Consider the following 26,748-nt stretch of genomic DNA (forward strand, 5'->3'; position numbering starts at 1 on the left):
TTTTAAAGAGACATCAAAAACTAGAGATGCCTCTTTTTTTATTTGAAGTTCTTCGTCTTCAAATTTTAAATTTGTTTACTTCATCAATCATTCCTTTAGTCATATTGCTAAGCGTTTGAGCTGCTGCAGCTATTTCTTCTGTAGAAGCATTCATCTCTTCTGAGGACGCAGAAATTTCTTCTGAAGATGCTGAAACTTCAAGAGAAACTGAAGATACATCATCTACTCTACTCAAGATAGTTTCTTTATCCCTATCTATACTTTCAGCAGAGTTTTTAACTGTTTCAATTTTAGGAATCACTTCATTTACCGCTTCTATGATTTTCTTAAAAGATGTTATTGAACTGTTTATAATCTTAACTTGGTTTATTAATTCATCATCCATTTCAACAGAATCTTGGACTATAACATCTGTATTTTTAGCTATTTCATTAATCAATCTATTAATTTCTTCTGATGAGATTTTTGATTGCTCAGCAAGTTTTCTTATTTCATCTGCCACAACTGCAAAGCCTTTTCCTGAATCACCTGCTCTAGCTGCTTCAATAGCTGCATTTAATGCTAATAAATTTGTTTGTTCTGCAATACTATTTATTATATTAGTAATTTCATTTATTTCCTTTACGTCTTTTCCAAGTCCAATAATTTTACCATTAAAGTTTTTAAATGAACTACTAACTTTCGTTACAGATTGATTTAATTCATTCATTTCATTACTACTTTCTTTTGCCATTAAACTAATTCCCCTGGAATTTGAGTCTACAACTTGTATCTCTCCAACCATTCCCGATAACTTATCACTAAAATCATTAAGAATTTCTGTTACATTTATGAAATCCTCAGATTGGGAACTTGTACCCTTTGCAATTTCATTTATTGCCTCCGTAACATTCTGCGAGGAACTAGCTATTTCCTCTGCAACAGAGGATAAGTTTTCTGACTGCATATTAATACTTGTAGAATTGTCTTTTATTCGGCGAATCATTTGTTTTAATGATTCCTGCATTACCTTCATTGAATTAGTCATATCTCCAACTTCATCTTTTAATTGCAGATATTTAGGTGAAATTTCTTCACATAGGTTGCCTTCTGCTAATAACCCCAAATGCTTTGAAGTTGATTTTATTCCTTTAGATATACTATTAGCAATAATATAGACTATTGCTAATCCAATTAATATAAATAATATAGAAAACCCTATAACAGAAATTTTTAGACTATTCAACTCGGATAGTATTTCACCTTTTGTTACTATAACTCCTACAGACCATTCAGTTCCTTTTACTGGAGCATAACCTATATATTTTTCTGATCCACCATAGCTATATTGACCAATTCCTGATTCTCCTGCTCCCATTTTCTTCACAATATCTGCTAATGCCTGTAATTTATTATCTTTTTTTGCATCTTCAATTGTGTTATCCATTTTCATAACTAAATCCTTATTAACATTAGCAATAGTTGTTCCATCTTTTTTTACCATGAATGCATTTCCGGTTTGTCCAACCTTAACCTGATTAGTTAGTTCGCTTAATTGGTTTCCATCTCTCGTTTCAATTAATACTCCTACAACTTCATTATTATTCTTAATAGGAACCACATACTTGACCTCTACACTACCACTAACTTTACCTATCAATGGATCCGATACATTACTTTTGCCCGATAATGCCTTTTGATAGTATTCTCTATCCTTCACATTAGCGGTTGATCCGTCGATACTCTTAGTATCACCATTTTTATCTGCAATACCTAATTTCATGCTTCCCATTCTTTTAGCTTGATCTGAAAGTATGACCTTTTTATTTTCCCATGAATTATTAACATCTTTTATTTCAGGCATTGATGCAATAGCTTCTAATTCATTTAGCTGTCCCTCAACTCTTCCCTGAACACCACTGGCAGTTTGATCTGCAATTTTAGGAAGTGTTTTGCTTAAATTTGACTGTAGGGACTTTGTTGAATTTATAAATGAAATTGCACCTAAACTTATACATATAACTCCTATTAACAAACTTACAAATAATATTAACTTTGCTTTTATACTCTTCATACATTCCTCCTAATTTTAACCATATTTTTAATTAAGTACAATTTTATGTTAAAAATATTATTAATATTATATCATGCCATAGCATTTGAGTAAATATTGTCAAATATATTGCTATTGTGTAAATATTGGAAATCACAGGAAAACTAATATAACAATTTCAAATTGTTAGTAACATGATAATAGTAAAAGCTTTCTATGAGCTGCTTATCATAGAAAGCTTTAATTTTAGATGTCCAATTTATAGAATTTTTTCATACTAGAGTTTTTTGTTATCAAAGTTTTGCTTTTTTAACAACTAGGTTAAATCCATCTACATTGGTTATGATGATAGGGTCTCCTTTTTTTATTGATTCATTTTGAGAATAGACTTTCTGGGGAGAATTATTAAATATGCCTTTACCTTTATAATTAAAATTCTCAGAAGCTATACCCTGCTGCCAAAGAAACTTTTGTTCCTTTTTTATTCTTTTGGATTCAATAATAGCTCGTTCAATAGCTACTATTGGAATAAAAATGCACATTAATATGATAGATTGTAAAAAAGAGTGAGATATCATAACAATTCCTACTGAACAGATAAATACCCCATTGGCGTTTGAACCTCCATGTTGGCTTCTTCCATAAAAAAATGGCAAATCTAAATATTTTTCCATTCCTAACCATATCAAGCCATATGCTGAGAAAAATACCCCGAGAATTCTTAATATATCAATTGGTGCTATAGATATAAAATCTAAACCATTAAATTCCGCTGCCTTTTTTGATAAATATAAGAATATAGTTATTAAAATTAATGCAATAATTTGAATCCAATCAATTGTTGGAGGGTGTACAGAATCTAACATTTTACCTGTAGACTTAGGATCTCCCATGTCTTTAACAGCAGCTTTTTCTGCATCTTCATTAGAGTATCCTATTTTAATATAGACTTCTTTTTGATCATCAATATGATTTTGGATTTCCGTGCAGATTTCCTTTCGCATTTTTCTATTAGAAATATTTTTACTTAAAAGATGTAAATATTCATCTGCTTTCATATTAATACACCTCTACTTCTAGCACAGATGCCATGGTTTTAACGTATTTTTTCCATATGGAGGTTTTATCTTGTAGTAATTTTTTTCCCTGGGATGTTAAGGAATAATATTTACGAATTTTCCCATTAGCTTCTTTTTCACAGCAATTTAAATAGTTTTTATTTACTAAAGTGTGTAAGAGAGGATACAATGTTCCTGCTTTAAATTGAAACATATTGTTTGAATTAATTTGCAAAGTTTCGATCATTTCATAGCCATACATATCCTTATTTTCAAGTAGTTTTAAAATAAGCATAGTCATATCACCAGAGTATAAACTGTTGTCAGATGGCATTTTAATCACCTCTTTCATATCTTAAAAATTTATATAGGTATTTCTATTTGCATATATAGATAATCTATATGCTTTTTTATAATATTAGAATATATCGACAATCTATATATGTCAATAGGTAATTTCCATTTCTTCAAATTTTTCTGAAAAAGTAGCAATTTAATGGAATCTAATGATATAATTAGCTTTTAATTGCTGTAGTTTATAGACAGGCTTTCCTTGGATTAAAATTAAAGCTTATTATGAATGACTATATGTAAAGTATAACTGTTTCCTTTGAATTATGGAGGTGAAATTATGATTATTTTATTATTAATAAAACAGATTACTGAACTTTTTTTAGTTATGTTCATGGGATTCATATTAGTAAAGACACATTTATTGGAAGCAGAAGAGAGCAAAACTCTTTCAACAGTTGCTCTTTATCTAATAATGCCTTGTGTGATTATTAATGCCTTTCAGATTAAATATACAGAAAGTATACGGAATGGATTGATTCTTGCTTTCGTGGCAGCAGTATTGATTCATATTGTACTATTGATTTTAGTAAAAATACTTGGAAGGATATTCAACTTGGATGCAGTTGAAAAAGCATCCATGATATATTCAAATGCCGGAAATCTGATAATTCCAATTGTAACTTCTATACTTGGAAAGGAATGGGTTATTTATTCTAGTGCTTTTATATCTGTACAGTTATTTCTTTTATGGACTCATGGAAAGATGATGCTATGTGAAGAACAAAAAGTAGATTTGAAAAAAATTCTTTTAAATATTAATATGATTACTATTTTTCTTGGAATTTTATTTTTTGTTACAAGATTTCAACTGCCGGATATTATAATAAAAACCATGGAATCAGTAAGTGTTATGCTTGGTCCTATTTCTATGATTATAATGGGAATGCTAATTGGAAATATGAGCTTCAAACAGGTATTTGCTTATAAGCGAATTTATATAGTTACTTTTCTTAAGATGATAGTATGTCCCTTTATAATTTTGTTTCTGCTTAAATATGGTGGAATGGCAAACTTATTATCCGATGGAAAGATGATTTTGTTTATCAGCCTGCTTGCAACAATTACTCCCTCTGCATCAGCGGTTACACAAATGGCCCAAATCTATGGTAAGAATGAAGAATATGCTAGTGTTATAAATGCAATTACAACTATTGTATGTATTATAACAATGCCAATTATGGTTTGGTTGTATCAAATATAGGATTAGTAGTTAAGTCACAATGTTTTTTCATCTTTTGATAATTAAAATATTAAATATTATGAAATACTTTGAAATGGTAGAAGAATTCTCAATAGTAGAGGATTCTTATATTTTAATCTACATCAGTCTGTTTTCTAATTTCATCTTTTCTTAGTGATACAATATTTTTTAAAGCTAATAATGGTGGCGACATCCATTTTTCACGATGATATATCATTTTAGCTTGTATAAGTATTTGACTAATTTCTACAGGTAGAATCACAAGTTCACCATTTTGAAGTTCTTTATCAACTACTATACGCGGCAGCAGAGTAATACCAAGCCCATTTTTAACACACTGTTTTATTGCTTCTAGGCTGCTAAATTCCATAATAGTGTTTGTTTTTATATTTAAACTTTCAAGCATTTTTTTTAATTCAAAGCTGTAACCCATTTTAGATTCAGTAAGGATGAATGCTTGATTTTCAAGTTCATATGCAGTAATTTTTTTCACAGTAGTAAGAGGATGATCTGGAGCTGCAACAAAAATAGTAGAATCTTGGAAAAGATCTATTTGAGAAAGGTGTTGCTGTGTAGATTCATCATGAAGACTAAATGCAACATCAATAATATTTTTTTCTAGCATTTCAGGAAGATCTAGGCAGTCTGCCACTTTAAGTATTATTTGGACATCTGGATAGATTTTACTATATTCTTTAAGTAGTGGTGGCAGCCAAAATACACATAGGGTTTCAGCAGATCCTATTGTTAGCGTACCTTTAATTTTTTCATCATTGTCAAATAATTTATGAATTTCTTCAGCATCTTTGATCATTTTTTTAGCTGAAGAAATTAGTTTTTCTCCTTGTTCGTTTAAGAATACCTTTCGTCCAAGTCGTTCAAAGAGTTTAACACCAAGTTCTTGTTCAAGATTACGTATATGATCTGAAACAGTAGATTGAGAGTAATTAAGTTCCTCAGCAGCAGCTCTAAAATTTAGCAATCTTGCAACAACAAGAAAGGTTTGAAGTTGTCTAATATCCAACAAATCACATCCAATCGTAAAAAACGATTGAATTAATCAAAACAATCGTATTATTAATATATTTCTTTTATGATACACTAGCATAAAATATATTTCAAGTTAATTCTTGTGCAGGTTAGAGTATAAAACAGTTAAAGAATTATGATTTTAATAATTTCTTAACATCATTTTCTTTTTCAAATAATATACATCCACCATCATGTTTTCCTAACAACATTTTATTATCATTAAGTTTTTTAAATAATGGTGACTTTAGCGCATCCCTTATATTTAAGTTTTTTAGGTTAGTATCTGAGTATGGAGAGAAAGGGCATGGTTCTGCATTTCCATTGGCATTAATATGAAAAAAACCTCTTCCAGCTGATAAACATCCGCCTGCATTTTTTTCATCACCAGGAAATGATAAAAACACTATATTTTCAAATTTTACTATTAATTTTTCAATCTTTTCTTCCAGGATTAAACGTTCTTTATCTGTAGGTGCAAGATTTTGAGTTCCCTTAGTTACTGGTACATATTCTACAAATATTAATACTTTTACGCCTCTAATGTAAAGGCCTTGTACAAATTCTTCACTTATAATAGTTCTTATATTCTCAGTTGTTACAGTTATAGAACACCCAAATAAAATTCCCTTTTTATTTAAAGTATCCATTGAAGTTAATATTGAGTTATATATACCAATTCCCCGACGTTTGTCTGTTTGAAATTCATTTCCTTCAAGGCTTATCATTGGTATAAGATTTCTATTCTTATCAAACATATTTATATAATCTTCATCAAACATAGTGCCATTAGTGAATATAGGAAAGATTATTTCCTTAACGGAAGCTGCTTTTTCAATAATTCTTCTTCTCGTAAAAGGTTCTCCTCCAAGCAATAATATAAATGAAATTCCAAGTTCCCTAGCTTCATTAAATATTTCTATCCATCTTTCTTCGGAAATCTCGTTTTCAGTTAGATTATCTCCACAAGACTTATTTGATCTTGCATAGCAGCCTTTGCAATACAAATTACATGTTGTAGAAATACTGATCATTAAAAATGGTGGTATATGCTCACCTTTGTTTTCTAACATATCTCTTTTATTTTTGGTATCCTTTGTTGACAACATATATTTTGTTATAAATGCAGTTTCTCTGGGATTTTTTATGGATGCTTTCAAGATGTTTTTTATTATATTTTCAATTCCTTTATTCATGTATTGGGATAAATTAAATTCCTTATTCATAATTACTTACACCTCTTACCTAATTAATAATTCTATTTGCATATCAATAAGCATATCTCTTTCTTCTTTATTCATAATATTAATCCCAGCAAATATTTTAAAAGTATCAGCTCTGTAAAATATTAGCTGCATGAATGAAATTAATTCATATGAAATAATTTTACATTCTTTTTCACTCCTATTTTTATTTAAACATTCCTTAACTAAAGGAAGTACTTCAATAGCTTGAGTAAATTCTTCATTCAATAAAATATAAGGCATTATTTCCTTTGTATATTTTTTGTAAGAAACAACTACATCACAAATATTAACTAAAAAATCTCTAAGTTTATCCCTAGGTGATTTGTCAATACTATTAGTACTTTGAAAATATACATCAGCAGTATCTCTTATTAGTTTATTTACTGCAGTATTTAATAATTCATCCTTTGAACCAAAATGATAATTAATTGTGGACAAATTAATTTGGGCTCTTTCTGTTATTTTTCTTGATGTTATTTCTGAAACATCATTACATTCTCTTAATAATTCTATCACTGATTCTATTAATTGATTTTTAGTCCTTTCAGATTTATTCAAAGTATCTCCTCCTAATTTTAAAACATGTTTCATACATGTTTTATTATATTGCTATTATTGTAGTTTGTAAATACTTTCAAATAAAAATTAATATAGTAGAAAAAATTATTAATTTTATAGAATTAAATAGAAATGTTGCTTTAATAGAGTTTTTAAATAATGTCCATATCAATATATGGTTATTTAACAACAATGAATTAATGATGTGGGTAGTTTAAGTATTTATAAGGCTGTTGATGAATTTGTTTTAGATAATTTATAGTTCACAAAAAATAGTACATAACTAATTGCGATATGGGGTTAATATTTAATGATGTCTTGTCTATAAGTAACATTATAAATGTTAATAGAAGTTATTTATAGATAAGATATCATTAAATAACAAAATTGAAACAACGTTATTACTTGTCCGTTGTATCATTTTCTGTATTCTTATTTAAAAATTTCATAGCTAGTTCTTCACGTAATCCGGGAACATTTGTTGTTCCATTTTCTTTGGATATTCTGTAAAATTCGCATTTATAATTGATTCGATCCAAAGCATTTTGTAAGAGTGCAATCTGTTTTTCTGTTTTTTTCTTCTGGTGAGTAAATAGTTCATATCGTTGGTCAATGGTAGAATCTCCTTCTTCACACCACTCAAAAAACTGTTTAATATCCTTAAGTGGCATTCCTGTATTCTTTAAACATTCTATCATTTTTAGACATTCAACATCGGTATCATCGAATACTCGGATATTTCCAGACGTTCTATTTACAAGAGGAAGAAGCCCTTTTTGGTCATAGTAACGCAGGGTTGATATAGATATGTTTAGCATTTTTGAAATATCGCCAATGGAATAAGTCATAAGTTACCTCCAATAAATTTTAAATTTAGTATTGACCTAAAGTTAGGTTTAGGTATTAGAATATGTTTATCCGATGAATACCCGCTTCAATAACCTACTTCTTTAAGTGGGAGTAAAGAGCGGCTATGTCCATAGATAACGAGTTCTAAGCAAAAGCTTCGTCTTATGCCAAGAACTCTGTTTATCATAAGCTATAAAAGAAACTTATGCAAGATTAAAGCGTACTTTGATTAATAAAATTAGAATCTTCGATAAAAGATTTGTATTTATGGCAAAGGCATTAGGATTGTATAAAAACTTATGAGAAATTAAATAAATAGGAATGAGGAGAAAAAGCATGGATAGAAAAGAATTAGAAAATGTATCTGAATTTTTACTTGGAGAAGAAAATACTGCTTATGCACCTTATTTTATTGGAAAAAGCTATTTAAGTCTTTTGAATAATAAGGAAGTTATTATTTGTAATGTTACATTTGAGCCAGGATGTAGAAATAACTGGCATATTCATCATGGAAGTGGACAAATATTAATCTGTGTTGGTGGTCATGGATGGTATCAAGAGATGGGTAAAGAAGCACAGCTTTTAAAAAGTGGGGATGTGGTACATATTTCTCCAGAAATCAAGCACTGGCATGGTGCTGTATGTGATGAGGCTTTTGCACATTTAGCTTTATCTGTTCCGGTAGAAGGTGCTTCCAATGAATGGTGTGAACCAGTGACAGAGGAAGAATATAAAAAATTAAAATAGGATTATGTGGTTAGATAAAATGAAAATTTTGTCTGACCAGAAGGGAGATAGTTATGAAAAAGCAGACAGCAGGAAGAGATTTACTTGGAAAATTTGCACCTAAATTTGCAGAATTAAATGATGATGTTTTATTTGGTGAAGTGTGGTCACGGGAGGATAAATTATCGCTTAGAGATCGCAGTGTAATTACAGTAACAGCATTAATGACAAAAGGAATTTTTGATAACTCTTTAAAATACCATATGGTAAATGCCCAAAATAATGGAATTACTGCAGAAGAAATTTCTGAAATTATCACACATCTGGCATTTTATGTAGGATGGCCAAATGCATGGGCAGCATTTGCACTGGCAAAAGAAGTTTGGGGGGAATAGATTATATGGGAAAAAAGTTGATAGTGTATTATTCATATACAAATAATACAAAGAAAATTGCAGAGCAGATTCAGAAGGCTACAGGTGCAGATATCTGTGAAATTGAAACAGTAAAGCCTTATACAGGTGATTATAATTCGGTAGTTGACCAAGGAAAAAAGGAAGTAGACCGTGGGTTTAAACCGGAAATTAAACCTCTTAAAGTAAACTTAGAAGACTATGATACGATTATTATAGGCACTCCTGTGTGGTGGTATACCTATGCACCAGCAGTTGCCACTTTTTTATCTGAATATGATTTGTCAGGCAAGACCATAATTCCATTTGCAACAAATGGAGGATGGCTTGGACATACGTTAAAAGATATAGAAAATGTTTGCAAGAATGCCACTGTTACAAAAGCTATTGATATTAAATTTGATATGGATAAAATGGCAATACCTGAAGGCAATCTTAAGAAATGGATTGCTTCTATATAAGCAGCTTTATAAAATTTGTAAATTAGAAGGGATGATTAATTATGGCAAGCAAAGTTTACTTTGTTAATTTACGTTCAAGAAGTGATAAAAATAATAAAATTACAAAAATAAGACGTTTATTTGAAAAAGTAGGTTTTGATAATTTTATTGATGAAGGAGATCTCACTGCTGTTAAACTTCATTTTGGGGAAAGAGGGAATGATACTTTTATTAATCCCGTTTTTGTAAGACAAGTAGTAGATAAGATTAAGGAAGCTGGTGGTAAGCCTTTTTTAACAGATACTAATACTTTATATTCTGGAAGCCGTCATAATTCGGTAGATCATATGATAACTGCTATAGAACATGGTTATGACTATGCAGTAATTGGAGCACCAATAATTATTGCGGATGGTTTAAAAAGTGAAAATATTAAAGAGGTTGAAATAAATAAAAAACACTTTAAAAAAGTAAAATTGGCAAAAGATATGGTTAGTGCTGATGGTATGATTGTACTTTCTCATTTTAAAGGTCATGAAATGGCTGGCTTTGGTGGTGCAATTAAAAATCTTGGAATGGGTGGAGCACCAGCTGTTGGAAAAAAAGAACAACATGCTTTAAAGATGGGTGTTCAAGAGGATAAATGTGTTGGCTGTGGTCAATGTGCTAAAGTTTGTCCAGAGCAAGCTATCGCAATTGAAAATAGAAAAGCTTCAGTATCACATGATAAATGCATCGGTTGTGGGGAATGTATGACAGTATGCAAACCTAAAGCAATTGGTATGGATTGGTCTGCAGAAATGAATCCTTTTATTGAAAGATTGACTGAATATGCATTTGGTGCTGCGAAGCCTCATGAAAATAAAATTGGATATATTAACTTTTTAATCAATATTACTCCAGACTGTGATTGCGTGCCATGGAGTGATGCACCAATAGTTCCTGATATAGGTTTCTTAGCATCCACTGATCCTGTAGCACTTGATAAGGCATGTTATGATCTTGTTAATAAGCAATCAGTAAATGCACATTCAATGTTAAGTTGTGATTGCAAAGCTGGAGAAGACAAATTCCACGCTCTAAGATCTGAAACAAGAGGAAGTCATCAATTAAGTTATGGGGAAGAAATCGGAATGGGAAGCTGTGAGTATGAACTAATCGAGATATAAAAAAATTTCATCATACTCTAGCGAAAGTTTTTATTTTTAAGCGAGGAGAATGATCATAATAATGAAAAAACGAGTTATCTTACTGCTTTTACTTGTGACACTTTCTCTTACTGCTTGCAGTAGCAGAAAAAACGTTGAAACAAATACATCTTCTGGTGCAGCTCAGACATCTAATAGTTCAGCTAAAATTTCAGCAGGTTCACACAAAGTTCTGGTTGTGTATTTTTCCCGTGTTGGAAATACTAATTTTCCTAATAACGTGGATGTAGTTTCTTCTGCCAGTTTGAATGCTACAAAGGATGGTGTTCAGGGTAATACAGAGATTGTTGCAAAAATGATCCAGAAGGATATGACAGGCAGTAATTTGTTCTTTATTCAGACAGCAGATAAGTTACCTGCAGATTATAATGCCACTGTTAAGCAGGGGAAAGATGAACATAGTAACAATGCTAGACCAAAGTTAGCAAAACATATGGAGAATATGAATTCCTATGATGTGGTGTTTCTTGTCTATCCTAATTGGTGGTACGATATGCCTATGACTGTTTACAGTTTCCTTGATGAATATGATTTATCTGGAAAAACCATTGTGCCATTTTGCACCAGCGGTGGTAGTGGCTTCTCAAGTAGCATTAAGACTATTGGTAATATGGAACCCAAGGCCACAATTCTAGAAGGGCTTGCAATAAGTGAAAAACTTTCTAATAATACGTCGGACAATGTAAAGAATAGGCTGTCTAAATTAGGATTTATTAAATAATGAATTGATTCATTTTCAAAGGTTAAAAGGAGCAGATGAAATGACATCAAAGAAAATATTTCAAATTATTGTAGATTTATTAATGACTGTTATGCTGCTTGTACTCATGGCATATTCATTGGTCGGTGAAGCAGCTCATGAGTTGGTGGGAATTTCTATGTTTATCTTATTCATCATCCACCATATTTTGAATTACAGATGGCATCAAAATCTTTTGAAAGGGCGGTATTCTGGCATTCGAATCCTGGGAACGGTTATCAATGTTCTAATTTTTGTAATTATGATATGCCTTATGGTCAGCGGAATTATGATATCACGACATGTGTTCCTGTTCCTTCATATAAGTGATGGCACATCCTTTGCAAGAACAATTCATTTGCTTGCTGCCTATTGGGGATTTGCTCTGATGTCAGTACATCTTGGCCTTCATTGGAGTATACTCATGGTTGTTGTAAAAAAGATTACTGGAATAAAAGAGCCTTCTCAAATGCGTACTATTTTTCTGCACATAGTAACTGCCTTGATTGCTGTTTATGGATTATATGCCTTTTTGCAGCGGAAGAACGGTTCTTATATGCTGCTTAAAAATCAGTTTATGTTTTTTGATTTTGATGAACCACTAAGCTTGTTTTTTACTGATCAGCTGGCAATTATGGGGTTGTTTGTGTGTGTAGGTTATTATGCTTCGAAATTGCTCCAATTTATAAAAAATGTTATAGAAAGAAACAATAAGATAAAATAGTATAAATAAAAAATATAGTACCAGCTGAATCTACTCTTATATTGGCAGTAACAAGGTCCGAAATTAATGACAGATCAGTTATTAGTTTTAAAAGGAGGATATCAATGGACATTTATGACTTATTAGCACACTTGAATAGAGGAGAAGCGGTTGAGGGCGGTTCTGAATTACACCTATTGATGCATGATGTCTCCCAGGAGGCATTGAAATTGACTGCTGATCTGAATGGACAATATCATACACCAGAAGAAATTCAAGAAATTTTTTCCAGACTAATTGGTAAAGACGTTGATAGAACATTTGCTATGTTTCCACCTTTCTATACAGATTGTGGAAAGAATATCTCTGTGGGAAAGAATGTCTTTATCAATTCGGGCTGTCGTTTTCAAGACCAAGGCGGTATTGTTATTGGTGATGGTGTTCTTATTGGGCACAATGTGGTGCTTGCTACCCTCAATCATGATATTGATCCGAGAAAACGCAGCAATATGCATCCTGCACCCATTGTGATTGAAAATAATGTTTGGATTGGAGCAAATGCAACTGTAGTTCCTGGAGTGACTATTGGTAATGGAGCTATCATTGCTGCTGGTGCAGTTGTGAGCAAGGATGTACCGGCTAATGTTATCGTTGGAGGTGTACCTGCAAAAATTATCAAGAAAATCGAAATTGGTGAAGAGTAATAATATATGTTGAAGGTGTAGTCAGCTGAGCTTGACATTCCGAGCATAGTGAGGAAGCTTGCCTCGATATTTGTAAAATAGCTTGAATTGATTTTATGGAAGCTACTTAAGGTAGCTTCCATAAAAATTATATAATAGTGCATATAATTTAAATAATTATTAAGAATTTTCAACAGTTCTTGCATCAATCTTATCTACAAATGCGTTATAAACTAATCCTAATAAAACTAGAACTCCACCAACAACTTTTCCTGTTGAAAGAACATGTAATGTGAAATAATCCACGATTATTCCAGCAAAAAGTTGTCCAATAAATAAGAGTATTGTGGCATATAAAGCAGAGATTTTTGGGGTTATGTAGCTGGAGATTCCTACAACAACTACTCCCATAGCACCACCAATGTATGCATATACAGGTAAGCCTAAAAATTTATCAGGAGAATATCTTAAGGTATTACTGCTAAACATAAAGAAAAGTGCCGAAGTTATTAAGCCAGTTAAATAGTTATAGAATGTGCCAGGTAAAATACCTATTTTATTAGCTAAATTTGAGTTTATAATTCTACCCAAAACGTTGGTTAGTCCACTTGCCAAAGCAAGGATTATATTTAATATCATTATAATTCTCCTTTCTAATAAATTGTCATTACAACAAGGCCTATAACCATTATTACAAATCCAATTAATTTTTTATTATTAAATTTCACAACTTCCATGCCGAAAAGTCCATAGTGATCTATTATAATTGAAGTAACTCCTTGTCCGAAAAGGCCTAATGCAACAGATAAAGATGCTCCTAAAGCTATCATTGAAGAATTACAGAATAGAACTGTAAAAACCCCTATAAAACCAGCCGTATATGTAAATAGAGGTATTGATCTATCAAAAGAAATTTTCAACCTTTTAACAGCTAGCACAATTAAAATTGCAATTAATCCAACAATATGAATTATAATAGTTGAAGTGTAGTTTCCAAAATTCTTTGAAAGTATGGCATTAAAGCTTACCATTATTGTAATTAAAACACCTGTTAAAATTGATAAAAAATTATACATTATATTGTGACCTCCTAAAATAACTAATACTAAATTACCATAATAATAAAATTCAATACTATGACATATGTCATATATGTTCAAATATATGTTATATTTATAGAAGGTAATAATAGGAATTTTCTAATTGGGTTTATTTGTAAAAAAGGCTATTATATAATAAAATGATAAAGGTGAGATCTGATGATAGAAATTATTGATGATGCTAAGATTGATTATTATGTTGAAAAATACAGTCTAAATGATATGTTTACAGATGATATGCGAATGTATATGAAGCTTTGGAAATTCAATAAAGGAGAACATATTTGTAGATCAGATGAAAACATAACTAAATTATATTTTTTAGTACTAGGAAGAGCAAAAGTTTATACTACATTAAGCAATGGTAAACAGTTACTACTTAGTTTTAATAGTAATTTAGAGGTGATTGGAGATCTTGAATGTATACAGCTAAATAAATTTCATTGTAATATACAGACTATCCAAGAAACTTATTGTATATCTATTGATTTGAATATTATTGGAGAGCGCTTAATGGATGATGGTAAGTTTTTAAGATACATCATAAATAGCTTAGGTAAAAAACTTGCTCGAAATACAGATAGTAATTCAATAAATCTTCTGTACCCTTTGGAAAATAGGCTAGCAAGCTATATTTTAGCTATATCTATTAATGATGAGGGTGAAGAAACTAAAATCATACAGGATTGTAATTTAACAGAAATGTCAGAGCTACTAGGAACAAGTTATAGGCATTTATTAAGAACATTAAATAAATTTATTGAAAGAGGAGCAATTGAAAAGAAAAATGCAAACTATGAAATAGTTAGAAGAGATATTTTAATAGGTTTGGCAGGAGATTTATATGAATAAAGCGGAATAATATGTTAAACCTGAAAATTAGTCATAAAAATGAGGTGAAGTATGAGTATAGTAAAAAAATATGAAGAATTAACTAAGAAAGAAGCTGAAACTAATCCTGAAACAGCATACAAGATGATTAAATTAGGTCTTTTTTTGGAAAAGCAAATAGTAAAATTATCATCTAAGGAAGTTCCTAAAGCCTATACAAAGTTAAGTTTAATAGCTATTAATTCAATTTTAAGAGCTTTAAAGGAACCAGAGAATTCTGCATGGATTAATATTTTTACTCCAGTAGAAATATTGCAGTGCTTTGATATAAATCCTTTATCAATAGAATGTATGGCATGTTTTATGTCAGGATTTGAATGTGAAGATTTTGTAAATGAATATGCTGAAAATATTGGTATAGCAGAGACTTTATGCTCTTACCATAAAGGTTTTATTGGAACAGTTGAAAGTGGCATACTTCCCAAACCTAAATTTGCATTTACAACATCTACTTGTTGTGATGGTAATGTTAATACAATACGTTATCTTGCTAAAAAACATAATTTAGATTCATATATATTAGATATTCCTTATGAATACTCTTTAGAGGGTGAAAAATATGTTGTAACTCAATTAAAACATATGATTGCTATGCTTGAAGAAAAGAGTGGTAAAAAATTTGATGAGGATAAGTTAAAAGAAATATTAAAAAGGGAAAATGAATCTAAGAAGTTTTTTAAAAAATACTTAAAATATCAAAGAACAAAATATTACCCAAGTTCTTTAACTTTACATATGTACATGCTCTTTGCAGCTCATGTAGGTATAGGAACTAAAGAAATTTATGATTTTTATAAGCTGTTAGCGGAGGATATAAAAAAGTATCCTGAAAGTGAAGGAGTAAAAATATTTTGGGTTCATCTTTTACCATATTATCAAGAAACAATGAAAGAATATTTTAATTTTAACCCTAAATACCAAATTCAATCTTACGACATAAACTTTGATTATATGGAAGAATTAGATGTAGAACATCCACTGGAGGCATTAGCTAAAAAGCTTATTTTAAATATATATAATGGTCCTTATGAAAGAAAAATTAAAGCAATTGAAAAGGCTGTTGATACCCTTCAATCTGAAGCAGTCATTCATTTCTGCCACTGGGGCTGTAAACAGTCTTCAGGTGGAGTGATGCAGCTTAAACAAACTATGAAGGAAAAAAGTATACCAATGCTTATTTTAGATGGCGACTGTATGGACAGACGAAATTGTCATGATGGTCAGCTGAAAACTAGATTAGAAGCATTTTTAGAAATACTAAAGAATACGGAGGCAAGTAGATGATTGGATATGCATGCAAATATGTACCTTTAGAGATATTTAAGAGTTTAGGAGTCCAGGTAAAGAAAATTGAACCAAATGTGACAAGTTATGATAAAGCAGAAACCATGATGCATACTAATTTATGTTCTTATGTTAAGGGTGTAGTAGAAGATGTGATTATTAATGATTATGAAGGAGTAATATTAACTAGCTGCTGTGACAGCACTAGAAGACTTTATGATACATTAAAAGATAATTTTTTAGACAAATTTATTTATATATTGGATTTACCAAGAAAGGTGAATGAAGAGTCTATAAAAATTTATGAAGTTGCAGTTAAGGAAATGATATATGCTTATGAAAGATTTAGTGGGAAAAGCTTTGATGAGAAAAAACTTAAAGAAGTATGTGATTTATTAAAGGAATCGCTCATTAAGCCTTCAAAAGGGTTAAATATAGGATTAATGGGTGCAAGGTGCAATGAGGGGATAATTGAATTAGTTAAGAAATATGATGCTAATGTATTATTTAATATTTCATGCACTGGAGATGAACGTAAATACAACTTAAAAGGTGAGAATATATATTATGAATATATAAAACAATTGTTAAGCAAATTCCCATGTCTACACATGACAGATATTAGTGAAAGAAGTGATTTCCTTGAGAAGCAGAAAAAAAATTTAGATGGAATTATTTATCATACGGTTAAGTTCTGTGATATTTATGCTTATGAATATGCAGATATTAAAGAAAATTATGATGTTCCTTTATTGAAAGTAGAAACAGATTATACTAAGCAGTGTGAAGGACAAATAAAAACAAGAGTTGAAGCTTTTATTGAAGCATTAAATGCTAAAAATGAAACAGGTGATGATATTATGGGAAAAAATATTAAGGAAAATGCTGAAAAGAAAAAATATGTAATGGGAATTGATAGTGGTTCAACATCAACTAATGCTGTTATTTTAAACAATGATAAGAAAATAGTAGCTTATACTGTAGTAAGAACTGGAGCTAAAAGTAGCGAAAGTGCTAAAAAAGCCTTAGATGAAGTACTTAAAAAGGCTGGATTAGATAGGGAAGAGCTTTCGTTAATTGTGTCTACAGGCTATGGAAGAGTTAGTATAGCTTTTGCAGATAAGGAAGTAACAGAGATAAGCTGCCATGGAAAAGGTGCTCACTATATAAATCCTGAAATTAGAACAATAATAGACATTGGGGGTCAAGACAGCAAGGTTATTAAACTAAATGAAAAAGGTGAAGTAATTGATTTTGTAATGAATGATAAGTGTGCTGCAGGAACAGGAAGATTTTTAGAAATGATGGCTAGGACACTAGAAATAGATATAAAAGATATGGGGCCAGAATCTTTAAAATGGAAAGAAGATATAAAAATAAGCAGTATGTGTTCTGTTTTTGCTGAGTCAGAAGTAATTTCTCTTATTGCACAAAATAAAGAAAAAGCCGATATTATCCATGCTTTAAATCAATCTATATCCAGTAAAACTAATGCCCTTCTTGGAAGAGTAGGGGGAGAAAGTGAATTTATGATGACAGGGGGAGTAGCCCAGAATATAGGAGTTGTAAAAGCTTTAGAAGAAAGAATAGGGGAAAAATTATTTATTTCAGATGAGCCAGAAATAGTTGGAGCAATTGGAGCAGCGTTATTTGGACTTGAGGATATTGTTAAGGATAATTAATACTAAAAGATTTATTTTTACGCAAAAAACTGTCACACTAATTATTTATTTTAGTGCGACAGCCCTCTATTTCAGAATTAATCTTATGCAGGTAATTCATTATCTTTATTGTATTTAGATCTATCATGAACATTCCATGTAAAGGCTAAGAATACTATAGAAAGTACACATGAGGCTAAAATTAGCATAAATCCACCATTCCAGCTAAACTTGTCTACTACTATACCCATTACTATTTCAGCTGCAACTTGTCCACCCATATATCCGAATAGACCTGTAAATCCTGCAGCAGTACCACCAGCTTTTTTAGGCACCATATCCAATGCGCTTACACCTATAAGCATAACTGGGCCATATATTAATGCACCTATAACTGCTAGTGTAATATTTATTACAAGAAGACTAGTGCTGTGAGAATAAATAAATACACCAAAAGTAACACCAATCATACAAATTATACCTATTGGAGCACGACGGCCACTGAAAAATCTATCACTTATCCAACCTACTATTATAGTTCCTGGAATGGCTGCATATTCATAGATTTGAAAAGCAATAGCTGTATCTTTAGGAGAAAAATGTCTTGCTTCTTGTAAATAAGTTGGAACCCAGTTTATAATTCCATATCTAACAAGATACACAAAAACGTTTGCAAGAGCAATATACCATAAATATTTATTATTTAATACATACTTAAACAATATTTCTTTACCTGTCATTTCTCTTTCTCTATCTTCAACGTTTACTTCTGGATAGTCATTTTTATATTCTTCAATTGGAGGAAGTCCAACAGATTGTGGAGTATCTTTAGCAAATATTATGTACAATAAACCACCTACAATTGCTATTAAGCCTGGTAAATAAAATAATCCTTTCCAGCTTCCAAATATTGAAACACCAGCTAATGCAATAACGGCTATGAATCCACCACCAACATTATGTGCAGTATTCCATATAGACATTTTAACACCACGCTCTCCATCAGAGAACCAGTGAGTCATTGTTCTTCCGCATGGAGGCCATCCCATTCCTTGAAACCATCCATTTAAGAACATTAATGCAAATAAAAAAGTTATGCCTTTTGTAATTGGAAAAAATAAATTTACAATTCCTGAAAGTATCAATCCTGCAGCTAGGAAATATCTTGGATTTGATCTGTCTGATAAATTACCCATTACAAATTTACTTATACCATAGGCGAGTCCAAGTGCTGAAGCTACAAGTCCAAGTTCTGTTTTAGTAAAACCTTGATGTATAAGATAAGCTTTTGCTAATGAGAAATTACTTCTAACGAAATAGTAAAGCATATAACCTAAATAGATACTTAAAAAAACCTGTATTCTGTATCTTTTATAGGTTGAATCGATTTTTTCTTCTGGCAGCCTACTTATATGAGGTGCAGGTTTAAAAATTCCAAACATTTAAAAATTCCCCCTTGATTATGTAATATATTTCAAACTCTAATCCTAGAGTTTTTCACTTTTTATAATGTAGATATGAATTAAATAATGTATTCATCTTCTTCATCAAGCTTTTCTCTATCATGAAGATTCCAAGTTAGTGCAAGGAATAATGTTCCTAAAACACAGGCGCAAATAAGCATCAAAAAAACTAAATTCCAACCATTATACTTAAGTATCACACCTATTAACCAATCGCCTAGGGCTGTACCAAATAAATATCCAAATAGACCTGTAAATCCTGCAGCTGTGCCAGCAGCTTTTTTAGGTACTATGTCTATAGCTGCAATTCCAACAAGAACTACTGGAATATAAATGAGGCCGCCTATGAGTATTAAAGCTATAACATCAACGCTGTAGTTATTTTCTGGATTCATCCAATAAAGTAATATGGCTAATGTTACAAAAGTCATGCAAATAGTTGAAATTGGACCTCTTCTGCCTTTGAAATATTTATCACTTAACCAACCTGAAACTAATATTCCTGGTATGCCAGCATATTCGTATAGAGAATAGCATCTTTGTGAAAGCCATTGAGGAGCTCCTTTTACTGTAGTAAGATAAAAAGTACACCAATCTAGAACTCCATAGCGAACCATATATACAAATATATTTGCTATAGCTAAATACCATAAAAACTTATTATTCAATACATATTTAAACAATATTTCATGTGCTTGTAGTTCTCTTTCTCTATCATCCACATTTGTTTCAGGGTAATCGTTCTTATACTCTTCAATTGGTGGTAATCCACAGGATTGAGGTGTATCCCTTAAGAATATAAGGCAAGCTATACCTATACATATGGAAATAGCTGCAGGGAAGTAAAATAAGCTTTTCCAGGTACCAAAAATAATTATTCCAATACTGGATATAGTAGCTAAAACTCCTCCTCCAAAATTATGAGATACATTCCATATGGACATTTTCATACCTCTTTCTCTATCTGAAAACCAATGAGACATTACTCGTCCACAAGCGGGCCATCCCATTCCTTGAAGCCAACCATTGATAAACATAAGAACAATTATTAAGTTTATGTTTGTTGTGGTCCCTAGCAAAATACTTATAATACTAGACAATATAAGACCTAGAGAAAAAAATATTCTAGCATTACTTCTATCTGAAACAACTCCCATAAAAAATTTACTTAAACCATAACTAAAAGGTAAAATTGCAGCAGCAAACCCTAATTTTGCTGTATCTAAACCTTCACTTTCCAAATAAGGCATTGCTAGTATAAAGTTTTTTCTTACAAAATAATAAGCTGCATATCCAATAAATATAGTTATAAGCACTTGAAATCGTAGTTTTTTGTATTCTTTGTCTATGCTTTTTTCTGGTAAATAAGTTTTTGCACTTGATGGTTTTAAAAATTTAATCATATCTCAACTAACTCCAAATCAATAATATTTTAATATTTAAAACCATATATAACATTGTTAACATTATTAAATAAATTAACATTGTTAACAAAATTAACATTGTTAACATTATATATGATTTAATATCCATTGTCAACGTTTTCTTTACTTCCCATAATAAGCTGTACTTAAATAGCATCTAATTTGTTTAAAGGAAGCTGTATAATAAATTCACTGCCTTTATTTAACTCACTATTTAAATATATACTGCCATCTAATTCGGAAACTATATGTTTTACAATAGCTAATCCAAGTCCTGTTCCTCCTTCACTGCGGCTTCTAGATTTATCTACCCTGTAAAATCTTTCAAAAACCCTTGATATATCTTCTTTTGGTATACCAACACCATTATCCTTTACAATAATAAAAGCATTATTTTCTTTTATATATGCTGAAACATTGATGTGTCCTTCTGGCTGCGTATATTTTATTGCATTATCTATAAGATTCATTACAGCTTGCTTAAACCAATCCTTGCTTTTCACATATAATGTGAAATTTCTCTCTACAATTAAATTAATACCTATATTCTTTCTGTTTGCTGAAGGAGTTAACATATATAAGATATCATCTAACTCTTTATATATATTTACTTCTTCTAGATTGTTTGAAGAAGATTGATTTTCTAGATGAGAAAGCAAAAGTATATCTTCTATAAGCCTTTTTAATCTTTCTACTTCTTCAGATATAATACCTAAAAACCTTTGTCTCTTTTCTTTGTCTTCTCCTGGTTTCCTTTTTAAAGTATCCACAAAACCAATTATAGTAGTTAGTGGTGTCTTTAATTCATGAGAAACATTAGCCACAAATTCACTTCTCATCTTTTCAAGATGCTTAATTTCTGAAATATCTTGTAAAATAATTACTATACCTTTTTCATATACTAAATTTTCAACATCATAATCTATTAATTTAGTATATACTTTATATATTTTATCATCATTATCTCTTAAGCCTAATTCTTTCTCTTTATGTACATTATTATCAAAGGTTTCTTCAATTAAATTATAGAGTTCTTGCGATTCTATGCTGTTTTTTAAGTTATCTCCTATGTTTAAATTTTTATCTAGCCTTAGTATTTTTATAACTGCAGGATTTGAAAGTATTATATTCCAGTTGATATCTATTACTAATATTCCATAGGTTATACTATTTAAAATTGAATTTAACTCCAGATTTCTGTAGTTTAATTGTACATTATTTATTGTAGAAGACATGTTGTTAAAGCTATTTGCAAGCTCCTCAAGTTCGTCTTTTGTGTTAATCCTTACTTTATGATTAAAATTTCCATTAGATATTCTCTTAGCTGCATTATTTAATTTTTGCAAGGGGTTCATCATATTGTCTAAAAAAAAGCATCCAATTACTACTGCTACAATAACCCCTATAAGTATAGAAATTAAAGTGCAGCTCAAGAACACTTTATTAAGGTTATCAAAACCCTTAAGAGACATTCCAAGTCGTACTATAACCTTATTATCATATATTTTTACAGGACTTAATGCCACATAAATAAATCTTTCACCTTTAACTTTACTGTATCTATCACTAACTGAAGTTTTACCATGCAGACAATTTTGTATTTCTGGTTTGTTAATTTGATTTTCAAGCATTAAGCTGCCACTAGAATCAGCTAGAATATAACCTTTATCATTTATAAAAGATATTTCCGAATTGGTTTGAGAAGAAAATTTTTGAGCCATAGCCATGTAGTCAATTTCAGTTTTTTCATCTACTAAATTTAAAAGAGTAGTGGTAATCAAATTTCCATTACTAACAAGTTTATCTTGAATATTCTTCACATAGTAGGTTCTTACAAAACTTAAACACAATGCTCCTGTAATTAAAGAACCCACCATAACCAAAATAATATAAGTAATGAATAGCTTTCTCCTCATAAAATCACCTATTTCTAATATAATATTTATCTTATCCGATGACTACCTGCTCTAATACTCCCACTTCTCCAAGTGTGAGTAAAGAGCAGCTACGTACCTGGATAAGTTCTTCTACTATTTAATCATGTATCCAAGGCCTCTTACTGTTTCGATATATTTAGGAAATTTATCATTATCCTCTAATTTTTTTCTTAACTTTCTTATATGTACATCTAATGTTCTTGAATCGCCTAAATTACCACACCCCCATACTTCGCTTAACAAAACTTCTCTTGAAACTAAATTCCCTTTATTTTTAGCCAAGGTTTGTAATAACTTAAATTCTCGTAAAGTAAGTTCTATAACAGTTCCTTTCTTTTTAACTTCATATTTATCAGTGTCAATTTCTATATCACCTATTTGCATTATATTGTCACTTGTATTGGAAGCAGATATCATATCTGATCTTCTAAGTACAGCATCTATTCTAGCTAATAATTCATTTATTCCAAAAGGCTTAGTTATATAATCATCTGCACCTAGTTTTAAACCTCTAACTTTATCGTTTTCTTCTCTTTTTACTGTAAGCATTATTATGGGTATTTTTTTAGTGACTTCATCATTTCGTATTCTTTTGCAGACTTCAAATCCATCAATTTCTGGTATCATAATATCTAGCAGTATAATATCTGGAAGTTCCTTTTTGGCAAGTTCTACTGCATCTAAGCCATTATGACAACATACTACATTAAAATTTTCTTCAAGATTTACGGAAATGAGTTCTGTTATATTAATTTCATCATCCACTATTAATACTTTTCCTGTTTTCATAAAAAATCACCTTCAATCAAATATCAATATACATTCTACAGTATATACTAAAGATTTTAATGTTTCCATATTTTTATTATCACTCATCACATTTATTCTACATATTATAGATCAAGAAGTTATTAGGAGGATTAAAGATGAGTAGAAATCATATAAATAATTCAGTTAATATAGATAATAAAAAAATTGAACCAGTAGAGAAAGTAGAAAAAGAAAAAGTAGAAAAAGTAGAGAAAGAAAAAGTGGACCAGTGTGAAGGTAAGATAAAGACTGTTGAGGAATATCTTAATGCTATAGATAGTGTTTATGAAAAGTTTTGGGAAGAAGATCAGGATGATGACACAATTAAATATAGCTCGAAAATTTGGTACAGAGGTGTTAGAGATCAGGATTATAGTATGCTGCCTTCTATTTCTAGAAATGATTTGAATGCGAATTATGAGACAACATTCTTATCAAAATTTAAATCAAAAGCAATACCTTATTTAGGACAGTTACCATCATATCCTTTTTCAGAAGGACTTGCTGGTTATTGGGACTGGATGTTTTTAATGCAGCATTATGGCGTACCTACAAGACTAATGGATTGGACTGAGGATGCACTAGTTGCACTTATTTTTGCCATTAATGTAGATGCAACACCTAAAGAATTGGCTAAGGATCCTGCGGTTTGGTGTTTGAATCCTATTAAATTAAATGAAGCTTTTAACTTTAATAATGCTTATCCTTTAGGATATATTCCTAATGTAGAGGAAAAAGAAGTATATGAGATGTTTGGACCACAACAAAGTGGATTTATCAATAAGAAGCCTTGTGCAGTGTATGGACCTTTAAATAATACAAGAATTGTGGCTCAAAAAGGAGTATTTACAATTTTTCCATATACCAATAATATGATTGAGTTTGATAAGCTTCCAGATAGTTCTGATTATATGGAAAAACTTATAATATGCAAAGATTCGAGGGAAGATATTACAGAACAGCTTAGAAAATATGGTATGAATTATGCACAACTATTTCCTGAAATTGAGTATGTTTCAAAAGAAATATTTGAAGAGGGATATTAGGATAAATGGAAAAGAGTAAACTGATATCGCTGCTTAAAGAAACTTTGTCAAAAGATATTCTTAAATATATTGATTAAAAAGTTATAAAATGTAACATATATGTTATTTTGTGACTTTACTTTTTTGGATTTATAAATTATAATTCAATTAAGTTATTAAAAAGCTATGAGAGGAAAGAAGTAGATCAGTTTCATGTTATTAAGAGAGCATCTGGTTGGTGAGAAGATGCAAATGCACTGATTCGAAATACATCCTGGAGCTGCTGCCTGAATATTATAGTAGGGCTTGATGGGGACGCCCGATATAGCGTGAGAGTGTGATTGCACTCAGTGAGGGAAATTCTGTGAGGAATTTCTAAGTCAGAGGTGGTACCGCAATTTTTGCCTTCTGTTCCAATTGGAACAGAAGGCTTTTTTAAGCAGGCATCCAAAATCTACGATTTTGAGATGATCGCTTACTCATCCGACTATAGGGAGGAGGAGTTTCATTATTAAATAGATAGGAGTTGTTACAATGAAAATTTATGATGAACTAGTAGCTCGTGGTTTGATTGCCCAGGTTACTGACGAAGATGAAATTAAAGAACTTATTAATAATGGTAAAGCAATTTTTTATATTGGCTTTGATCCAACTGCCGACTCTTTACATGCTGGACATTTCATGGCTCTTTGCCTTATGAAGCGTTTGCAAATGGCAGGTAATAAACCTATAGTTCTTTTAGGTGGTGGAACTGGCCATGTAGGTGATCCATCTGGACGTACTGACTTGCGTACAATGATGACACCTGAAATAATTCAGCATAACTGTGATTGTTTTAAAAAGCAGATGGAAAGATTTATTGAATTTGGTGATGACAAGGCAATCATGCTTAACAATGCAGAATGGCTTTTAAAATTGAATTACATTGAAGTGCTTCGTGAAGTAGGAGTTTGGTTTTCTGTAAATAATATGTTACGTGCAGAATGTTATAAGCAGAGAATGGAAAAGGGTTTATCTTTCTTGGAATTCAACTATATGATTATGCAATCTTATGATTTTTATCATCTTCACAAAAATTATGGCTGTAATATGCAGCTTGGCGGCGATGATCAATGGTCTAACATGTTGGGTGGTACGAAATTGATCCACAATAAGTTAGGCGAGGATGCATATGCTATGACAATTACATTGCTTATGAATTCTGAAGGCAAGAAAATGGGAAAGACTGCAAATGGAGCTGTATGGCTTGATCCTAATAAAACTTCACCTTTTGAATTCTTCCAGTACTGGCGTAATGTTGCTGACGCTGATGTTCTTAAGTGCATACGTATGCTTACTTTCTTGCCACTTGAACAGATTGATGAAATGGATAAATGGGAAGGAAGTAAGTTGAATGAAGCCAAGGAAATATTGGCATATGAATTGACTAAGCTTGTTCATGGTGAAGAAGAAGCGGAAAAGGCAAAGAGCGCTTCTCATGCTCTTTTTGCAGGTGGTACAGATGATTCTAATATGCCAACTACTGAAATTTCAGATGACCAGTTAAATGATGGTGCTATTAGTATTTTAGATTTAATGGTAGCATGTGGTTTAACTGCATCTAAGAGTGAAGCAAGACGTGTAGTTCAACAGGGTGGTGTATTTGTTGATGATGATAAAGTTAAATCTATTGACTGTAATATTACTTTAGAACAACTAAAAAATAGTGTAAAAATACGTAAAGGGAAAAAGACTTACCATAAGGCTTTGATGAAGTAAAGGATATTGTGATTATTAGTCTGTGTTGAATTTGACACAGACTTTCTTTTTATTGATATTTGTATACCAGTAAATGTATAATGAAGATATCAGTCAATAGCGATTTAAAAGACATACAGTGTATGAATTCAAGTATAGTAATACATTAAAAGCTA

Annotated in this window: 26 protein-coding genes and 1 other annotated feature; of the genes, 13 read left to right on the forward strand and 13 right to left on the reverse strand. The window is 30.8% G+C overall.

Annotation, left to right across the window (positions count from 1 at the left end):
• Positions 1-58: 58 nt before the first annotated feature.
• From Q6H37_RS09805 to Q6H37_RS09815, 3 genes are all read right to left on the reverse strand, one after another.
• The gene (locus tag Q6H37_RS09805) at positions 59-2,053 is read right to left on the reverse strand and encodes a methyl-accepting chemotaxis protein (protein WP_318741419.1); all 1,995 of its coding nucleotides are present in this window, start codon (positions 2,051-2,053) and stop codon (positions 59-61) included.
• Between the two features lie 272 nt (positions 2,054-2,325).
• Positions 2,326-3,090, reverse strand: coding sequence for an NfeD family protein (locus Q6H37_RS09810; RefSeq protein ID WP_318741421.1), 765 nt, complete (start codon positions 3,088-3,090; stop codon positions 2,326-2,328).
• A 1-nt stretch (position 3,091) separates the two neighbouring features.
• Entirely contained in the window at positions 3,092-3,424 is a 333-nt protein-coding gene (locus Q6H37_RS09815) for a PadR family transcriptional regulator (RefSeq protein ID WP_318741423.1), read from the reverse strand.
• Between the two features lie 297 nt (positions 3,425-3,721).
• Between Q6H37_RS09815 and Q6H37_RS09820 the strand changes: the two genes are divergently transcribed.
• Positions 3,722-4,645 carry an AEC family transporter gene (locus Q6H37_RS09820; RefSeq protein ID WP_318741425.1) on the forward strand — a complete coding sequence of 308 codons (924 nt, stop codon included), beginning with the start codon at positions 3,722-3,724 and terminating at the stop codon, positions 4,643-4,645.
• A 112-nt stretch (positions 4,646-4,757) separates the two neighbouring features.
• Here the strand turns inward: Q6H37_RS09820 and Q6H37_RS09825 are convergent, their stop codons facing one another.
• From Q6H37_RS09825 to Q6H37_RS09840, 4 genes are all read right to left on the reverse strand, one after another.
• Complete coding sequence (locus tag Q6H37_RS09825) at positions 4,758-5,669, reverse strand: LysR family transcriptional regulator (protein ID WP_318741427.1); 912 nt, start codon at positions 5,667-5,669, stop codon at positions 4,758-4,760.
• A 139-nt stretch (positions 5,670-5,808) separates the two neighbouring features.
• Entirely contained in the window at positions 5,809-6,900 is a 1,092-nt protein-coding gene (locus tag Q6H37_RS09830) for a radical SAM protein (protein WP_318741429.1), read from the reverse strand.
• Positions 6,901-6,915: 15 nt separating this feature from the next.
• The gene (locus tag Q6H37_RS09835) at positions 6,916-7,479 is read right to left on the reverse strand and encodes a TetR/AcrR family transcriptional regulator (RefSeq protein WP_318741431.1); all 564 of its coding nucleotides are present in this window, start codon (positions 7,477-7,479) and stop codon (positions 6,916-6,918) included.
• Positions 7,480-7,880: 401 nt separating this feature from the next.
• Positions 7,881-8,327 (reverse strand): MerR family transcriptional regulator, encoded by a 447-nt coding sequence (locus Q6H37_RS09840; protein ID WP_318741433.1) that lies wholly within the window; start codon positions 8,325-8,327, stop codon positions 7,881-7,883.
• Between the two features lie 337 nt (positions 8,328-8,664).
• Between Q6H37_RS09840 and Q6H37_RS09845 the strand changes: the two genes are divergently transcribed.
• The 7 genes from Q6H37_RS09845 to Q6H37_RS09875 all read left to right on the forward strand — a co-directional run bounded on the left by Q6H37_RS09845 (position 8,665) and on the right by Q6H37_RS09875 (position 13,261).
• Complete coding sequence (locus Q6H37_RS09845) at positions 8,665-9,075, forward strand: cupin domain-containing protein (RefSeq protein WP_318741435.1); 411 nt, start codon at positions 8,665-8,667, stop codon at positions 9,073-9,075.
• Positions 9,076-9,128: 53 nt separating this feature from the next.
• On the forward strand, positions 9,129-9,449 hold the full coding sequence (locus tag Q6H37_RS09850) for a carboxymuconolactone decarboxylase family protein (RefSeq protein ID WP_318741437.1): 321 nt from the start codon (positions 9,129-9,131) through the stop codon (positions 9,447-9,449).
• A gap of 5 nt (positions 9,450-9,454) precedes the next feature.
• Complete coding sequence (locus tag Q6H37_RS09855; RefSeq protein WP_318741439.1) at positions 9,455-9,928, forward strand: flavodoxin; 474 nt, start codon at positions 9,455-9,457, stop codon at positions 9,926-9,928.
• Between the two features lie 41 nt (positions 9,929-9,969).
• On the forward strand, positions 9,970-11,076 hold the full coding sequence (locus Q6H37_RS09860; protein ID WP_318741441.1) for a DUF362 domain-containing protein: 1,107 nt from the start codon (positions 9,970-9,972) through the stop codon (positions 11,074-11,076).
• Between the two features lie 61 nt (positions 11,077-11,137).
• Positions 11,138-11,836: a flavodoxin gene (locus Q6H37_RS09865; RefSeq protein WP_318741443.1), complete on the forward strand. Its 699-nt coding sequence runs from the start codon at positions 11,138-11,140 to the stop codon at positions 11,834-11,836.
• A 40-nt stretch (positions 11,837-11,876) separates the two neighbouring features.
• Positions 11,877-12,578: a DUF4405 domain-containing protein gene (locus Q6H37_RS09870; protein ID WP_318741445.1), complete on the forward strand. Its 702-nt coding sequence runs from the start codon at positions 11,877-11,879 to the stop codon at positions 12,576-12,578.
• 104 nt (positions 12,579-12,682) lie between these two features.
• On the forward strand, positions 12,683-13,261 hold the full coding sequence (locus tag Q6H37_RS09875) for a sugar O-acetyltransferase (RefSeq protein WP_318741447.1): 579 nt from the start codon (positions 12,683-12,685) through the stop codon (positions 13,259-13,261).
• 159 nt (positions 13,262-13,420) lie between these two features.
• Here Q6H37_RS09875 and Q6H37_RS09880 read toward each other — a convergent pair whose 3' ends face one another.
• Together Q6H37_RS09880 and Q6H37_RS09885 are read right to left on the reverse strand one after the other, a co-directional pair.
• Positions 13,421-13,879, reverse strand: a complete 459-nt coding sequence (locus tag Q6H37_RS09880) for a DMT family transporter (protein ID WP_318741449.1) — start codon at positions 13,877-13,879, stop codon at positions 13,421-13,423.
• 14 nt (positions 13,880-13,893) lie between these two features.
• Entirely contained in the window at positions 13,894-14,316 is a 423-nt protein-coding gene (locus Q6H37_RS09885) for a DMT family transporter (protein ID WP_318741451.1), read from the reverse strand.
• A gap of 183 nt (positions 14,317-14,499) precedes the next feature.
• On the opposite strand from Q6H37_RS09885, the gene Q6H37_RS09890 reads away from it, so the two are divergent.
• From Q6H37_RS09890 to Q6H37_RS09900, 3 genes are read left to right on the forward strand one after another with little or no spacing between them, the layout of a single operon-like run.
• Positions 14,500-15,192 carry a cyclic nucleotide-binding domain-containing protein gene (locus Q6H37_RS09890; RefSeq protein WP_318741453.1) on the forward strand — a complete coding sequence of 231 codons (693 nt, stop codon included), beginning with the start codon at positions 14,500-14,502 and terminating at the stop codon, positions 15,190-15,192.
• A 51-nt stretch (positions 15,193-15,243) separates the two neighbouring features.
• Positions 15,244-16,515, forward strand: a complete 1,272-nt coding sequence (locus tag Q6H37_RS09895; RefSeq protein ID WP_318741455.1) for a 2-hydroxyacyl-CoA dehydratase family protein — start codon at positions 15,244-15,246, stop codon at positions 16,513-16,515.
• Complete coding sequence (locus Q6H37_RS09900; protein ID WP_318741457.1) at positions 16,512-18,197, forward strand: acyl-CoA dehydratase activase; 1,686 nt, start codon at positions 16,512-16,514, stop codon at positions 18,195-18,197. Before Q6H37_RS09895 ends, Q6H37_RS09900 begins: the two co-directional genes overlap by 4 nt.
• Before the next feature lie 83 nt (positions 18,198-18,280).
• Here the strand turns inward: Q6H37_RS09900 and glpT are convergent, their stop codons facing one another.
• The 4 genes from glpT to Q6H37_RS09920 form a co-directional block, all read right to left on the reverse strand.
• Positions 18,281-19,618, reverse strand: a complete 1,338-nt coding sequence (gene glpT, locus Q6H37_RS09905) for a glycerol-3-phosphate transporter (RefSeq protein ID WP_318741459.1) — start codon at positions 19,616-19,618, stop codon at positions 18,281-18,283.
• An 80-nt stretch (positions 19,619-19,698) separates the two neighbouring features.
• Positions 19,699-21,042 (reverse strand): phosphoglycerate transporter protein PgtP, encoded by a 1,344-nt coding sequence (gene pgtP / locus Q6H37_RS09910; protein WP_318741461.1) that lies wholly within the window; start codon positions 21,040-21,042, stop codon positions 19,699-19,701.
• 167 nt (positions 21,043-21,209) lie between these two features.
• Complete coding sequence (locus tag Q6H37_RS09915) at positions 21,210-22,979, reverse strand: ATP-binding protein (RefSeq protein ID WP_318741463.1); 1,770 nt, start codon at positions 22,977-22,979, stop codon at positions 21,210-21,212.
• A gap of 114 nt (positions 22,980-23,093) precedes the next feature.
• Entirely contained in the window at positions 23,094-23,789 is a 696-nt protein-coding gene (locus Q6H37_RS09920; RefSeq protein ID WP_318741464.1) for a response regulator transcription factor, read from the reverse strand.
• Positions 23,790-23,926: 137 nt separating this feature from the next.
• Between Q6H37_RS09920 and Q6H37_RS09925 the strand changes: the two genes are divergently transcribed.
• The gene (locus tag Q6H37_RS09925; RefSeq protein WP_318741466.1) at positions 23,927-24,856 is read left to right on the forward strand and encodes an FRG domain-containing protein; all 930 of its coding nucleotides are present in this window, start codon (positions 23,927-23,929) and stop codon (positions 24,854-24,856) included.
• 156 nt (positions 24,857-25,012) lie between these two features.
• Positions 25,013-25,247: a binding site (T-box leader), on the forward strand.
• A 122-nt stretch (positions 25,248-25,369) separates the two neighbouring features.
• Entirely contained in the window at positions 25,370-26,593 is a 1,224-nt protein-coding gene (gene tyrS, locus Q6H37_RS09930) for a tyrosine--tRNA ligase (protein WP_318741468.1), read from the forward strand.
• Positions 26,594-26,748: the final 155 nt, after the last annotated feature.

Source organism: Clostridium sp. JS66 (genome assembly GCF_033561535.1).
GTDB lineage: Bacteria > Bacillota > Clostridia > Clostridiales > Clostridiaceae > Clostridium_AM > Clostridium_AM carboxidivorans.